Source organism: Mesorhizobium amorphae CCNWGS0123, assembly GCF_001686985.1.
Taxonomy (GTDB): Bacteria; Pseudomonadota; Alphaproteobacteria; order Rhizobiales; family Rhizobiaceae; genus Mesorhizobium; species Mesorhizobium amorphae.
Map to the genome: position 1 here is coordinate 1,988,908 of NZ_CP015318.1, position 13,554 is coordinate 2,002,461.

Below are 13,554 nucleotides of genomic sequence, written 5' to 3' on the forward strand. Positions count from 1 at the left end.
GGCTTACGCTCCCTTCATCACGTTGGCGGCGTCCTGGACGGCGCGCACGATCTTGTCATAGCCGGTGCAGCGGCAGAGGTTGCCGGCCAGCCCGAAGCGGATTTCCTCCTCGGTTGGATCGGGGTTCTTGGCGAGCAGATCCTTTGCCGCGATCAGGAACCCCGGCGTGCAGATGCCGCATTGCAGCGCGGCATGCTCGAGGAACTTCTGCTGCAGCGGATGCAGCTTCTCGCCATGCGCCATGCCCTCGACGGTCTCGACGCGCCGGCCTTCCGCCTCGGCGCCGAGCACCAGGCACGAGCAGACCAATCGGTCGTCGAGGATGATGCTGCAGGCGCCGCAATCGCCGGTGCCGCAGCCTTCCTTGGCGCCCGTCAGCCCGAGCCGGTCGCGCAGCACGTCGAGCAGCGTCTCGTCGGGCTGGCAGAGATACTCGACGCTGTCGCCGTTGATCGTCGTTGAAACCGCTACACCAGCCATCACTTGCCTCCTGCACGCTTGTAGGCGGTCGTGGCGGCTCGCCTGGCCAGCACACCCGCAACTTTCCGTCTGAATTCGATGGTGCCCCGCTTGTCGTCAATGGGGCGGCAGGCGCCTGAGCAGACCTTGGCGAGCCGCTCAAGTGCCGCTTCGTCGAGCTTCCTTCCGATAAGGGCCTCGGCGGCTTCCTCGACCAGCAGCACCGTCGGCGCCGCAGCACCCAGCGCGATGCGGGCCGCCTTGACGACGCCTTGCTCGTCGATCGTCAGGTTCACGCCGGCGCTGACCACCGCGATATCCATCTCGGTACGCGGAATGAAGCGCAGATAGGCATCGCCGGAACGCGGCGCGCGCTTGTCGAGCAGGATCGCCTCGATGATCTCGCCCTTGGTAAGGGAAGTCCTGCCCGGCCCGGTCGGCACGGCCTCGACGGCAATCGTGCGCTTGCCCGAAGGCCCGACGACCACCGCCTTGGCGCCGGCCGCCACCAGCGCCGGCACGCTGTCTGCCGCCGGCGAGGCGTTGCAGAGATTGCCGACGATGGTGCAGCGTCCCTGCACCTGCTTCGAGCCGATCAGCTTGGCCGCTTCGACGACACCCGGCCATGCCTTCTTCAGGGCAGCGCTTTCGCCCAGCACCGCGCAGGATACCGCGGCGCCGATGCTGAAGCCTTCGGCCGTTTCGCGGATTTCGCTCAGGCCCTCGATCGCCTTGATGTCGACGATCAGGTCAGGTTCGATGAAGCCGCCCTTCATCCTCACCAGGAGGTCGCTGCCTCCCGCGAGGATGGCGGCCGGGCCGGCCGCTCCGGCCAACTGGCCGACGGCATCTTCGATTGAAAGCGGACGTATGTAACGCATCGTCTCCCCTTGGGTGCAGCAATCTCGAGGACCGTTATAAAGGGTCTCCTCATAATCACCATCCAGTTCATCATGTGCGGATAGGCCAGGCGCAGTAAAATGCAGTCCCAAACAGCCGCCTGCCGGCCGGCGAGGGCGAGCACGAAGATGACCAAAATCAGACGGATCGCCGCACGAGACCGCTGCTGGCCATGTGCCGGCGTAGAGATCGGGCGTTGCGGCGGTATTTTTTCCGAAGCGCGCGGCCGTTGGTGTTTCCTAATTTCGCTCTTTCACGTCACGCGTCTCTTTTCGAGCTTCCGCGCTAGCGTTCGCCGATGCATGCCGAGGCGCCGCGCCGTCTCCGAAATGTTGAAATCGGTGTCGACAAGGGTCTCGTGGATGCGCTCCCATTCGAGGTTCTTTATGGAGGTGTGCCGTTCGGTGAGCGGGACGGATGCGTCCCCGTCGACCTTGCCGAAAGCAGCCTCTATGTCGTCGGTATTGGCGGGCTTCGCGAGATACTGGCAGGCGCCGAGCTTTATCGCCTCGACAGCCGTGGCGATGCTGGCAAAACCCGTCAGGACCACGATCCTCATCTCCGGATCGTGTTCATGCAACGCCTTGACGCATTCGAGGCCGGAGCCGCCGGCAAGCTTGAGATCCACGACAGCATATCGAAATGCAACCGTGCCGATGAGCGCCAGCACGCCGTCGACGCTCTGGCAGATATGCGTATCGTAGTCGCGCCGTTCGAAAGACCGGCGCAGCGCGTTTGCAAAGGCGATGTCGTCCTCGACGATCAACAGCGCGCGTTTAGTCGGCATTGTGGCCTCCTGGGGACAGAGCAGCCAGCGGCAGATGCAACGTGACCGAAGCTCCCCCCTCGGATCTGTTCCTGACGGCGACGCTACCCCCCAGCTTGCGGATGACGTTGACGACAAGAAACAGGCCAAGCCCACTGCCGGGCCGGTTCTTGGTCGAACTATAAGGCTTGCCGAATTCCGCAAGCATGGTTTTCTCAAATCCCGGGCCCGTGTCGACAACTTCGGCGACAAGACTGTCCTCGTGACGGCTGACGTTCAGCCCCACCCAACGAGGCGACGCTTCGAGCGCATTGTCCAGGACATTGAAGATCACCTGCTTGAGCGCCGGGTCGGACACGATCTGTTGGTTGGACCCGAAATTGTTCGTGTATTCGAAGCCTTGCGGCTGCCGCGTCGACCTCCACTCGGCCACCAGCTCCGCCAGGAAGGCATCCACGGATGTGCGAACGGTTCCTTCGCCACGCAGTTCACCCGACGACATCAGGATTCCCGAAACGATCTTCTTGCAGCGATCCAGTTGGCCCTGCATCTCACGGATTTCCTGCGTCAGCTCCGGATCGGCCTTGAGGGTCGGCATGCGCTGCCAATCGTTGAGGATGACGGAAAGCGTGGCGAGCGGCGTGCCAAGTTCATGCGCGGCGCCCGAGGCGAGAAGGCCCATCCTGACGATATGATCCTCCTCCGCCGATTGTTGGCGCAAATCGGCCAGATGCGCGTCACGGGTGCGAAGGTTGTGCTGGACCCTGGTGATGAAGAGCACCAGAAGCGTGGCCGCCAGGACGAAGCAGATGAACATGCCCTGGATGTGCAGGCTGAACAGCCCGGTACCGTGCGCATGCGGCAGGCGGATCTCCCGGTAGAAGCTGGTCAGCGCGACGAAGCACGCGCTGGTGATCAGAACCAGGGCCCATACCGACCAGGTCTCGAGCAGCACAGCGCCCAGGATGACCTGGAGCAAATAGAGGGAAATGAATGGGTTGGACGCGCCGCCGCTCAAATACAGCTGAACAGTCAATGCGGCGACATCGAGCAGGAGTCCGAGAAAGAGCTCCATGTTGGTGATGGCGTCCTGGCTGCTGTGCCGAAGCAGGCTGGCGATGTTGAGCGCGGTCAATAGCAGGATCACCACCGCCATAGGGGTTAGCGGCAGGCCAATGCCGAGCCCGTAGCGAACGAAGAGAATCGTCACGACCTGACCGCCGACCGCAATCCAGCGCAATTGAATCAGAAGCAGGAAATTCTGCTTGTTGGTTTTATCATGCAGGGTCATGCAGATCCGTTCCGGTAGCCGGCTCCAATCCAATGGCCAATCGGTCGATATGCTTGTCGGGATAGCGCCAAGCTTCCGATCCGCCTTTGATCGAGCAGGGCAAGACAGCGCAAGGTCTTAGAACCTCCGACTCAAGCAGCGGTCCGGTCCAGACGCTGGCTCAGTCTGAGGGCCAGCAGGGTACAGGCTGCCCCTGAGAGCAAATAGGCGCCCGATGAGATCAGTCCGAAATGGCTTGAGAGGAACAGGGCGACGATGGGCGCGAAGCCGGCGCCGAACAGCCAGGCGAGATCGGAGGTCAGCGCCGCGCCGGTATAACGGTAGGTCCTGGAAAAGTTCGATGCCACCGCGCCGGAAGACTGACCAAACGACAGGCCAAGCAGGACGAAGCCCAGCACCATGAACACGGACTCTCCCACGAAGCCGCCGTCGAGAAGCTGCGGGGCAAAGCCGCTGAACGCAGCGATGGCAATGGCCGATCCGCCCAGCAGGGGCCAGCGTCCAACCCGGTCGGCGACGAAGCCGGAGATCACGATGGCCGCAAGACCGAAGATGGCGCCGATCGTCTCGATGACCAGGAACCGTGCCGGCCCTTCGCGCGTGAACAGGAATATCCAGGACAGCGGGAATACCGTGACCATGTGGAACAGGGCAAAGCTGGCCAGCGGCGCGAAGGCGCCCAGCACGACGGTGCGGCCTTCCGCGCGCAGCGTCTCGGTCACCGAGGTCGGTTGCAGTTCGCGGCTCTCGAACAGCCTGGTGTATTCGGGCGTCACGACGATCCGCAATCGCGCGAACAGGGCGACGACATTTATGGCGAAAGCGACGAAGAACGGGTAGCGCCAGCCCCAGCTGAAAAAGTCTTCCGCCGACAGATTGCCAACGAAGAATGCAAACAGCGCGCTTGCGACGATCAGTCCGAGCGGAGCGCCGAGCTGCGGGATCATCGCGTACCAGCCACGACGATTTCCCGGTGCGTTCAGCGCCAGCAGGGAGGCAAGCCCGTCCCAGGTGCCGCCAAGCGCCAGCCCTTGGCCGATGCGGAACAGCGCCAGCAGCCAGGCCGAAGCCGAGCCGATCTGCTCATGACCCGGAAGAAAGGCGATTGCCACCGTCGAGGTGCCCAGCAGGAACAGAGCGATGGTCAGTTTGGCGCTGCGTCCATAGGCCCGGTCGACTGCCGTGAAGATGGTCGTGCCGAACGGCCGCGCGATGAAGGCGAGCGCGAAGATGCCAAACGAGTAAAGCGTGCCCGTTAGCGGATCCAGGTAGGGAAACACGAGTTTTGGAAAGACGATGACGGAAGCGATCGCATAGACGAAGAAATCGAAGAACTCCGATGTCCGTCCGATGATGACGCCGACGGCAATTTCGCCGGGGTTCACCTCATGTTGGCGCGCGGTGATGCGTCTCGCGCCGGCCTCGATCTTCGAAGTTGGACTCACAGCGTTCTCCGTTGCCCGGGAGACGCGTCTGGCACCACATTCAGATGCGATCGCGTGCCATATGCGCGGGCCAGATGCCTTGATGCCGGTTGGCGCATGATTGCGGCATTGGACAAATTGTCCAATGCCTTCATTGCTGCAGTGCAGCTAGCACTTGGGGGAACAACCGACAGGTCATCCATTGAGCCGTCTTCGCACCCTCGTCCTGCTGCCCCTACTGGCATCGCTCGGTTCCTGCAGCATGGTGGTCATGAACCCGTCTGGCGACGTGGCCGCGCAGCAGCGCGACCTGTTGGTGGTGTCTACGGCATTGATGCTGATCGTCATCATACCGGTGATGGCGCTCACCATATTCTTCGCCTGGCGCTATCGCCAGTCGAACCGTGAGGCGCGCTATGAGCCGGACTGGGACCATTCGACCCATCTAGAACTCGTCATCTGGGCAGTGCCGCTCCTGATCATCATCTGTCTTGGCGCGGTAACCTGGATGGGTACGCATCTTCTGGACCCGTATCGGCCGATCGGCCGTGTCGCTGCCGGCAAGTCGCTCACGCCGGGCGCGCGTCCGCTTGAGGTCGAGGTCGTCGCCCTCGACTGGAAATGGCTGTTCATCTACCCGGAATACGGCGTCGCCGCGATCAATGAACTCGCCGCACCGGTCGATCGGCCGATCACCTTCCGCATCACCTCCGCATCGGTGATGAACTCCTTCTACGTCCCTGCTCTCGCCGGACAGATCTATGCGATGCCGGGCATGGAAACGAAGCTGCACGCCGTCATAAACAAATCCGGCGACTATGAGGGTTTCTCCGCCAACTACAGCGGCGCCGGCTTTTCCGGGATGCGCTTCGCGTTCCACGGGTTGAACGACTCTGACTTCCAGGCATGGGTTGCGAAGGCGAAAGACGGCGGCGGCAAGCTCGACCGAAGCAGCTATCTGGAGCTCGAGCGGCCCAGCGAGAACGAGCCGGCACGCCGCTACGCTTCCGTCCAGTCAGACCTGTACAAGGCGATCCTCAACATGTGCGTCGAGCCCGGCAAGATGTGCATGAGTGAGATGACGCAGATCGACGCCAAGGGCGGCCTTGGCCTGGCCGGCATCTACAACACCGTTCCGCTGCTGTACGACAAGTTCACTCGGCGCGGCACGGTCTTCGGCCCCGCACCATCCTATGTCGCCAGCATATGCACGACAGAGCAAGCGCTGGCGGCAGCCACGAACGCGGCGCAACCCGCCTTGCCGACAACCTTCACGCCCATCCTCGGCGCAGGTCTGCAACGGCCAACCCCGATGTCGATCCGACTGCCATCACGCTCCGCAACGGGCGCATTTCGGTCGCCATTCAACTCCTGAGGCGCCACGCAAGACATGTTCGACAATCCCGCACTTCTCAAGGCGATCTTCGGCCGCCTGACTCTCGAGTCGCTTCCGCTCCATGAGCCTATCGTCGTGGCAACCTTCGTTGTCGTCGCGCTGGGCGGCATCGCCCTTGTCGGCGCGCTGACCTATTTCCGGCTCTGGGGCTACCTGTGGCGGGAATGGTTCACCAGCGTCGACCACAAGCGCATCGGCGTCATGTACATGGTGCTCGGTATCGTCATGCTGCTGCGCGGCTTCAGCGACGCCATCATGATGCGGCTCCAGCAGGCGATGGCCTTCGGCGGCTCCGAGGGCTACCTCAATTCCCAGCACTACGACCAGATCTTCACCGCGCATGGCGTGATCATGATCTTCTTCGTGGCGATGCCGCTCGTCACCGGTCTGATGAATTTCGTCGTCCCGCTGCAGATCGGCGCGCGCGACGTGTCATTCCCTTTCCTCAACAATTTCAGCTTCTGGATGACCGCCGGCGGCGCGGTCATCGTCATGATGTCGCTGTTCGTCGGCGAGTTCGCGCGCACAGGCTGGCTGGCCTACCCGCCGCTTTCGGGCATCGGCTACAGCCCGGATGTCGGCGTCGACTACTATATATGGGCGCTACAGGTGGCTGGTGTGGGAACGCTGCTGTCGGGCGTCAATCTCGTCTGCACCATCGTCAAGATGCGCGCTCCCGGCATGACCATGATGCGGATGCCGATCTTCACCTGGACCGCGCTGTGCACCAACGTGCTCATCGTCGCCGCCTTTCCGGTGCTGACGGCGGTGCTGGCGCTGCTCTCCCTCGACCGCTATGTCGGCACCAACTTCTTCACGAACGATTTCGGCGGCAACCCGATGATGTACGTGAACCTGATCTGGATCTGGGGCCACCCGGAGGTCTACATCCTGATCCTGCCGGCATTCGGCATATTCTCCGAAGTGACCTCGACCTTCTGCGGCAAGCGCCTGTTCGGCTACACCTCGATGGTCTACGCGACCATCGTCATCACCATCCTGTCCTATCTCGTCTGGCTGCATCATTTCTTCACCATGGGGTCGGGCGCCAGCGTCAACTCGTTCTTCGGCATCACCACGATGATCATCTCGATCCCGACGGGCGCCAAGATATTCAACTGGCTGTTCACCATGTACCGCGGCCGCATCCGCTTCGAGCTGCCGATGATGTGGACGGTGGCATTCATGCTGACCTTCACGGTCGGCGGCATGACCGGGGTGCTGCTGGCGGTGCCGCCGGCCGACTTCGTGCTCCACAACAGCCTGTTCCTGGTCGCGCATTTCCATAACGTCATCATCGGCGGCGTGCTGTTCGGCCTGTTCGCCGGCATCAGCTACTGGTTCCCCAAGGCGTTCGGTTTCCGGCTGGATCCGTTCTGGGGGAAGATGTCGTTCTGGTTCTGGGTCGTCGGCTTCTGGTTCGCCTTCATGCCGCTCTACGTTCTCGGGCTGATGGGCGTGACGCGTCGGCTGCGTGTCTTCGACGATCCGTCGCTGCATATCTGGTTCATCATCGCCGCATTCGGCGCCTTCCTGATCCTGCTCGGCATCGTGTCCTTCCTGATCCAGATCTTCGTCAGCGTGCGGCGGCGCGAGCAACTGCGCGATGACACCGGCGATCCCTGGGACGGACGCACGCTCGAATGGGCAACCGCGTCGCCGCCGCCGGCGTATAATTTCGCATTCACGCCCGTGATCCACGACGGCGACGCCTGGGCTGACATGAAGCAGCGCGGATACAGACGTCCCTTGACGGGTTTCCGCGACATTCACATGCCGCGCAACACCGGCGCCGGCGTCATCCTGGCCGGGTTGAGCGTGGTGCTTGCCGTGGCGCTCGTCTGGTACATCTGGTGGCTGGCGATCGTCAGCTTCGTTGCCCTGATCGGCTACGCCATAGCGCACACCTTCAACTACGACCGCGACTTCCACATTGCGTCCGGCGACGTCACGCATGTCGAAGACGAGCGCACACGACTGCTCGCGGCCAACACGCAGGCGGGGTGAACACGATGGACCTTGCGCATGATGTGAGCGACGACACGATCTTCCACCTGGAAGACGACCACGGGCATGCCGAGAGCGGCAGCAGCACCATGCTCGGCTTCTGGATCTATCTGATGAGCGACTGCCTCATCTTCGCGATGCTGTTTGCGGTCTACGGCGTTCTCGGCGGCAATTACGCCGCCGGGCCGGCGCCGAAGGATCTGTTCGATCTTCCTCTGGTCGCGCTCAATACGACGATGCTGCTGTTGTCCTCAATCACCTACGGCTTCGCCATACTGGAGATGGCGAAAGGACGGGTGAGGTCCATGCAGATGTGGCTGGTGATCACCGGCCTGTTCGGCCTCGCCTTCCTCGGCATCGAACTCTACGAATTCGCGCATCTGATCCATGAAGGCGCGACGCCGCAGCGCAGCGGCTTCCTGTCGTCGTTCTTCACGCTGGTCGGGACGCACGGCCTGCACGTCACCTTCGGCCTGGTCTGGCTGGTGGTGCTGATGGTCCAGGTTTCCAGGCACGGGCTCATCGCTGCGAACCAACGGCGGCTGATGTGCCTGAGCATGTTCTGGCACTTCCTCGACGTCATCTGGATCGGCGTCTTCACCTTCGTCTATCTGATGGGAATGTTGCGATGAGCGCCGGACACCACGCCGACACCAAGGAACACGGGCATGCGGATCACGGTGTCGATCATGGCACGTTGCGCGGCTATCTGACAGGCTTTGGCCTGTCGGTCGTGCTGACCGCTATCCCCTTCTGGCTGGTCATGAGCAACGCACTGGGCAATCAAATGGCGTCGGCGATCGCCATCATGGCTTTTGCCGTGGTGCAGATCGTCGTCCACATGGTGTTCTTCCTGCATATGAACACCCGCTCGGAGAGCGGTTGGACCATGATGGCGCTGATCTTCACCCTCATTCTGGTGGTCATCGCGCTGACCGGCTCTCTCTGGGTCATGTACCATCTGAACATCAACATGATGCCTGGCCACGACATGAGCCAGATGCCCTGAGAGCGTAGCCGGCTTTGCACGAAGAAGCGCAGACGCGGCCGCATTACGGTCCCGGCGAGGGTCGGCGCACACCGCGTTCGAAATGGGCACTGCTGTCGCTTTGCCTTTGCTTCGCCATCGGCGTGGCCGGGTTTTCAGCGCTTGGGATCTGGCAGCTGGAGCGCCGGGTCTGGAAGCTCGACCTGATCAACCGTGTCGACCAGCGTCTCAAGGCAGCACCCGTGGCCGCCCCGGGGCCTTCGGCCTGGCCGGCGATCAACGCCGGGGATGACGAGTATCGCCGGCTTGCCGTCTCGGGCAGGTTCGTCGATGGCCGAGAAACGCTGGTTCAGGCGGTGACCGACCTCGGCGGCGGCTTCTGGGTGATGGCGCCGTTCCGGACGGATGATGGTTTCACCGTGTTGGTGAACAGGGGTTTCGTGGCTCCGGACAAGCGTGATCCGACTACGCGACCGTCAGGCGATCGCACCGTGGTTCACGGTCTGCTGCGTATGACTGAGCCAAAGGGCGGCTTCCTGCGTGCCAACGATGCGGCAGCCAACCGATGGTATTCGCGCGATGTCAAGGCGATCGCCGCAGCACTGGGCATCCCTCAGGCCGCCCCCTACTTCATTGATGCCGACGCCACACCCAATCCGGGCGGATGGCCTGTGGGCGGTCTGACAGTGATCGCATTCCACAACAACCATTTGGTCTATGCCGTGACGTGGTTTGGACTGGCTTTGATTGTGCTGGGCGCCGCCGTTGTCTTTGTGCTGTTTCACGAAAGGTCTGATAGGCGGCGCTAGCGCCTGTTGATCAAGATCGGCTTGGGTTGGCGCGCCTCTGAAAGGAGTCCTGGATTGTCGCCTGTCACAGCGGCGTTTCTTGACGCAGTATCATTCCGCGGCCAGCCCGACGCGACGGAAAGAAGCAGGATGGGGTCTAGAGTCGACATTGCAAGAGGATGTCACTATATGGCGGTAGCTTCGACGGCGTACCTATGGTTGCGCCCGCGGAGCGGCAGTAAATGTGCCACGTATTGTGATGCCTATTGTGATATGTATCGGTTGTTGAAACCGGGAAAAAGCAAATAGAAACAATTACGTAGGGTCGCAAGCGATCCCAGCCAACGGTACCATTACCCTCAACAGTCAGAACGTGCTCCTTGAACCTTCCTCCTTCGCCTCTGTGGACCTTGGGCACGACCGGCTTGCCGGGCGGGGCCGACTCGGTTGGAATGGGAACATGCATCCTTTGCGAGATGCGGACGTTTATGATTACCAACCGGCATAGCCGCTAGGGAAGCAGCAGTATGAGTGAACATGCGATCGAGTTTTTGCAGGGGTGGATTGGCGAGAAGGTCCATTGCCAGCCCGTGCCGGCAGAGATCGACAAGCAGGCCGAGACCCTTGCCAGGGAATGTGCGGCCAAGGCTGCTGAGGCCGGCATACCCCTGGAGGATATCCAGGAAGAGGTCGGCGACATCCAGGAACTGATTGCGTCGCGGCTCGAAGAAGCGGCCGAGGCCGACGAGCAAGCGAATTCGGGCAAGTCCTGACGAGCAGTCCGGCGGCAAGCCGGGCAAGGCAGCCCTTTGCGGGCGCCTATCTCTTTGGGCGTTTGGCCTGAAGCCAGGCCTTCGGCAGCGCCGGCACGAAATTTCCGTCGCGGCCGGTCATATCCTCATTGGCGACCAGCGCATTGAGGATCGCTTCCTCCACACCCTGCACCACCGCATCGAAGAACGGGTCGATATCGATGTCCGGGATGAAGTCGGCGTTGGCCATCCGCCCTGACGGCGCCAGCGCTGCGGCCGGATTGGCTGTTGAGAAGGCAAGGAAGATGTCGCCCGAACTGTGATAGCCGAAGCCGCCGGTCATGGCGACGCCGAGCGGCACCCGCCGCGCCAGCCGCTTCATCTGATGTGGCAGAAAGGGAGCGTCGGTGGCGACAACGGCGATGATCGAACCTTTTTCCGCATGCAGCGCGTCGTCTCGGATCGCCGATTCGGCGAGTTCCGGCTCGACGCGCCGGCCGCGAAGCGTGAAATTGCGCAGCTTACCGAAATTCGCCTGCACGAAAGCGCCGACCGTGTAGGCCCGGCCTTGCCATTCGACGATGCGCGACGCGGTGCCGGAACCGGCCTTGAAGCCGAAGGTGATCATGCCGGTGCCGCCGCCGACGCTGCCTTCCTCGATCGGTCCGCTGGCAGCAGCATCGAGTGCTTGGGCAACATGCTCCGATGTCAAATGGTGGCCGTTGATGTCGTTGAGGAAGCCGTCATAGGTCTCCGCCGCCACCGGCAGGCCCCAGCCGCCGTCGAGTGCGGCCGGCAATACGTGCTGCATCCAGCGCAGCGTGCCATCGCGCGAAACACCGCAGGAATGCGTGTTGGTGATGGTGATCGGAAAGTTGAAAGCGCCGGTTTCCTCGATGATGTGTGATCCGGTCAGTTCGCCATTGCCGTTCTGGCTGAAAATGCCGGCGAAGACCGGCGTGGCCAGATCGGGGCGCGGCCTGGGCAGAATGGCGGTCACCCCGGTGCGCACCGGCCCTTGGCCGACAACGAGCGGCCCGTCGCCGGAGATCAGCGTCGTGTAGCCCACTGAAACGCCGGATACGTCGGTGATGGCGTTGAACCGGCCCGGAGTGCCGTCGAAGCCGATGCCGAAGCTTCTCGCGCGCGGCTTGCCGGAAGGCGTGGTCTGGTGATGCGAACTGTCGGTCACGTGGTGCTCAGAACAACGAGCCTTGGTTGCCCGGTTCCCTCGGTTTGGTGGCGGGTTTGGCGACCGGCTTGGCAGGGGCTTTCGGCTGCACGCCGCCGCTGGTGGCGATCGCGTCCGCGCTGCCGTCGGCGAACTCCAGCGAAAGCGCCGCCCCCGGCGCCACCTCCGCGGCCAGCTTGATCACCGCGCCTTCGGCATCCTTGACCAGCGCGAAGCCGCGCGCCAGCACTGCCTTGTGCGACAGCGTCGCCAGCAATCGGTCGGCTTGCGTCAATTTTCCACGCAACCGGTCCATCTGTCTGGCAACCGCGTGGTCCTGCCGCCGCGTCAGCCCGGCGAGCGCATCCGCCTGCAGTTTCTGCCGCCTGGCGATCGGCGCCGGCGAAAGCCTCGTCACCGTCCGCGCAAAGCGGGCCCTGCGTTCGCGCACGATGGCGAAGAACGCCGCTTGCGCCCGCGCCAGGTCGCGGCCGGTCAGCGTGCGGGCCTCGTTCATGCGTCGGGACAACGTGGCCGGCGTCAGCCGCTGCCCGGCGAGCCTCGCGCGCTTGCGCTCGATGCTGACCGACAGCGCCCGGCCGAGCCGGCTCGTCGCCTCGTCGAAGCGTCGGCGCGGTAGCGCCAAGAGCTGGTCGGGCGAGGGGAGCGCCCGCGCCGCCGCACGCACCGCCTGGCGCTTGCGTTCGAAATTGCGCGAGGCCACCGCCTTGAGCCGCGCGCCGAGGCTGGCAAGCGTCGCTTCGAGGTCGGCCTTGACCGGCACGGCGATCTCGGCCGCACCCGTCGGCGTCGGCGCCCGCACATCGGCGGCGAGATCGATCAGTGTCCAGTCGGTCTCGTGGCCGACGGCGGAAATCACCGGAATGCGCGAGGCGGCGACGGCCCGCGCCAGGCCTTCGTCGTTGAAGCCCCAGAGATCCTCGAGGCTGCCGCCGCCGCGCGCTACGATCAACAGGTCAGGCTGCGCAATCGCGCCATCCCATGCCAGCGCGTTGAAACCGTTGACGGCGGCGGTCACTTCCGCGCCGGCCGTCTCGCCCTGCACCCTGACCGGCCAGACCAGCACATGCAGCGGAAACCGGTCCTTGATCCGGTGGATGATGTCGCGGATCACCGATCCGGTCGGCGAGGTAACGACGCCGATGGTGCGCGGCATGAACGGCAGCCGCCGTTTGCGGCCGGCATCGAACAGGCCTTCGGCCTGCAGTCGGCGCTTGCGTTCTTCCAGCAATGCCATCAGCGCGCCGGCGCCGGCGGGCTCGAGATTGTCGATGACGATCTGGTAGTTGGACTTGCCGGGATAGGTGGTCAGCTTGCCGGTGGCGATCACCTCCATCCCTTCCTCGGGACGGAATTTCAGCCGGCTCATCGTGCCCTTCCACACCACCGCGTCGAGCCGGGCGCGGTCGTCCTTCAGCGCGAAATAGGCATGGCCGGAAGAGTGCGGACCGCGATAGCCCGATATCTCGCCGCGCACCCGCACATTGCCGAAGACGTCCTCGACGGTGCGCTTCAGCGCGCCTGAGATTTCGCTCACCGTGTACTCGGTGGCGTTGGTGCGTGATTCGGATGCGTCGCTCATGGCTCGATT

Annotated in this window: 13 protein-coding genes; 6 read left to right on the forward strand and 7 right to left on the reverse strand. The window is 63.1% G+C overall.

Going from position 1 to position 13,554, the window contains the following annotated elements:
* Positions 1–3: 3 nt before the first annotated feature.
* The 5 genes from A6B35_RS09270 to A6B35_RS09290 form a co-directional block, all read right to left on the reverse strand.
* Positions 4–480, reverse strand: a complete 477-nt coding sequence (locus A6B35_RS09270; RefSeq protein WP_006206835.1) for a (2Fe-2S)-binding protein — start codon at positions 478–480, stop codon at positions 4–6.
* Positions 480–1,340 carry an FAD binding domain-containing protein gene (locus tag A6B35_RS09275; RefSeq protein ID WP_006206836.1) on the reverse strand — a complete coding sequence of 287 codons (861 nt, stop codon included), beginning with the start codon at positions 1,338–1,340 and terminating at the stop codon, positions 480–482. Before A6B35_RS09275 ends, A6B35_RS09270 begins: the two co-directional genes overlap by 1 nt.
* 272 nt (positions 1,341–1,612) lie before the next feature.
* Positions 1,613–2,146: a response regulator transcription factor gene (locus A6B35_RS09280; RefSeq protein ID WP_006206837.1), complete on the reverse strand. Its 534-nt coding sequence runs from the start codon at positions 2,144–2,146 to the stop codon at positions 1,613–1,615.
* Entirely contained in the window at positions 2,136–3,416 is a 1,281-nt protein-coding gene (locus A6B35_RS09285) for an ATP-binding protein (protein ID WP_006206838.1), read from the reverse strand. Before A6B35_RS09285 ends, A6B35_RS09280 begins: the two co-directional genes overlap by 11 nt.
* 131 nt (positions 3,417–3,547) lie before the next feature.
* The gene (locus A6B35_RS09290; RefSeq protein WP_006206839.1) at positions 3,548–4,861 is read right to left on the reverse strand and encodes an MFS transporter; all 1,314 of its coding nucleotides are present in this window, start codon (positions 4,859–4,861) and stop codon (positions 3,548–3,550) included.
* Positions 4,862–5,042: 181 nt separating this feature from the next.
* Between A6B35_RS09290 and cyoA the strand changes: the two genes are divergently transcribed.
* The 6 genes from cyoA (at position 5,043) to A6B35_RS09320 (ending at position 10,792) form a co-directional block, all read left to right on the forward strand.
* Positions 5,043–6,215 carry a ubiquinol oxidase subunit II gene (cyoA, locus tag A6B35_RS09295; RefSeq protein WP_006206840.1) on the forward strand — a complete coding sequence of 391 codons (1,173 nt, stop codon included), beginning with the start codon at positions 5,043–5,045 and terminating at the stop codon, positions 6,213–6,215.
* A 15-nt stretch (positions 6,216–6,230) separates the two neighbouring features.
* The gene (gene cyoB, locus A6B35_RS09300; RefSeq protein WP_006206841.1) at positions 6,231–8,243 is read left to right on the forward strand and encodes a cytochrome o ubiquinol oxidase subunit I; all 2,013 of its coding nucleotides are present in this window, start codon (positions 6,231–6,233) and stop codon (positions 8,241–8,243) included.
* A 5-nt stretch (positions 8,244–8,248) separates the two neighbouring features.
* Positions 8,249–8,875: a cytochrome o ubiquinol oxidase subunit III gene (gene cyoC / locus A6B35_RS09305; protein WP_006206842.1), complete on the forward strand. Its 627-nt coding sequence runs from the start codon at positions 8,249–8,251 to the stop codon at positions 8,873–8,875.
* Complete coding sequence (cyoD, locus tag A6B35_RS09310) at positions 8,872–9,252, forward strand: cytochrome o ubiquinol oxidase subunit IV (RefSeq protein ID WP_006206843.1); 381 nt, start codon at positions 8,872–8,874, stop codon at positions 9,250–9,252. Before cyoC ends, cyoD begins: the two co-directional genes overlap by 4 nt.
* A gap of 14 nt (positions 9,253–9,266) precedes the next feature.
* A complete protein-coding gene (locus tag A6B35_RS09315) occupies positions 9,267–10,040 on the forward strand; it encodes an SURF1 family protein (protein WP_006206844.1) in 774 nt (257 codons plus the stop codon).
* 506 nt (positions 10,041–10,546) lie between these two features.
* Positions 10,547–10,792: a DUF768 domain-containing protein gene (locus A6B35_RS09320; protein WP_006206845.1), complete on the forward strand. Its 246-nt coding sequence runs from the start codon at positions 10,547–10,549 to the stop codon at positions 10,790–10,792.
* 46 nt (positions 10,793–10,838) lie between these two features.
* Here the strand turns inward: A6B35_RS09320 and A6B35_RS09325 are convergent, their stop codons facing one another.
* A complete protein-coding gene (locus A6B35_RS09325; protein ID WP_006206846.1) occupies positions 10,839–11,963 on the reverse strand; it encodes a DmpA family aminopeptidase in 1,125 nt (374 codons plus the stop codon).
* Between the two features lie 7 nt (positions 11,964–11,970).
* Positions 11,971–13,545 carry an exodeoxyribonuclease VII large subunit gene (gene xseA, locus A6B35_RS09330; RefSeq protein ID WP_006206847.1) on the reverse strand — a complete coding sequence of 525 codons (1,575 nt, stop codon included), beginning with the start codon at positions 13,543–13,545 and terminating at the stop codon, positions 11,971–11,973.
* Between the last annotated feature and the right edge of the window lie 9 nt (positions 13,546–13,554).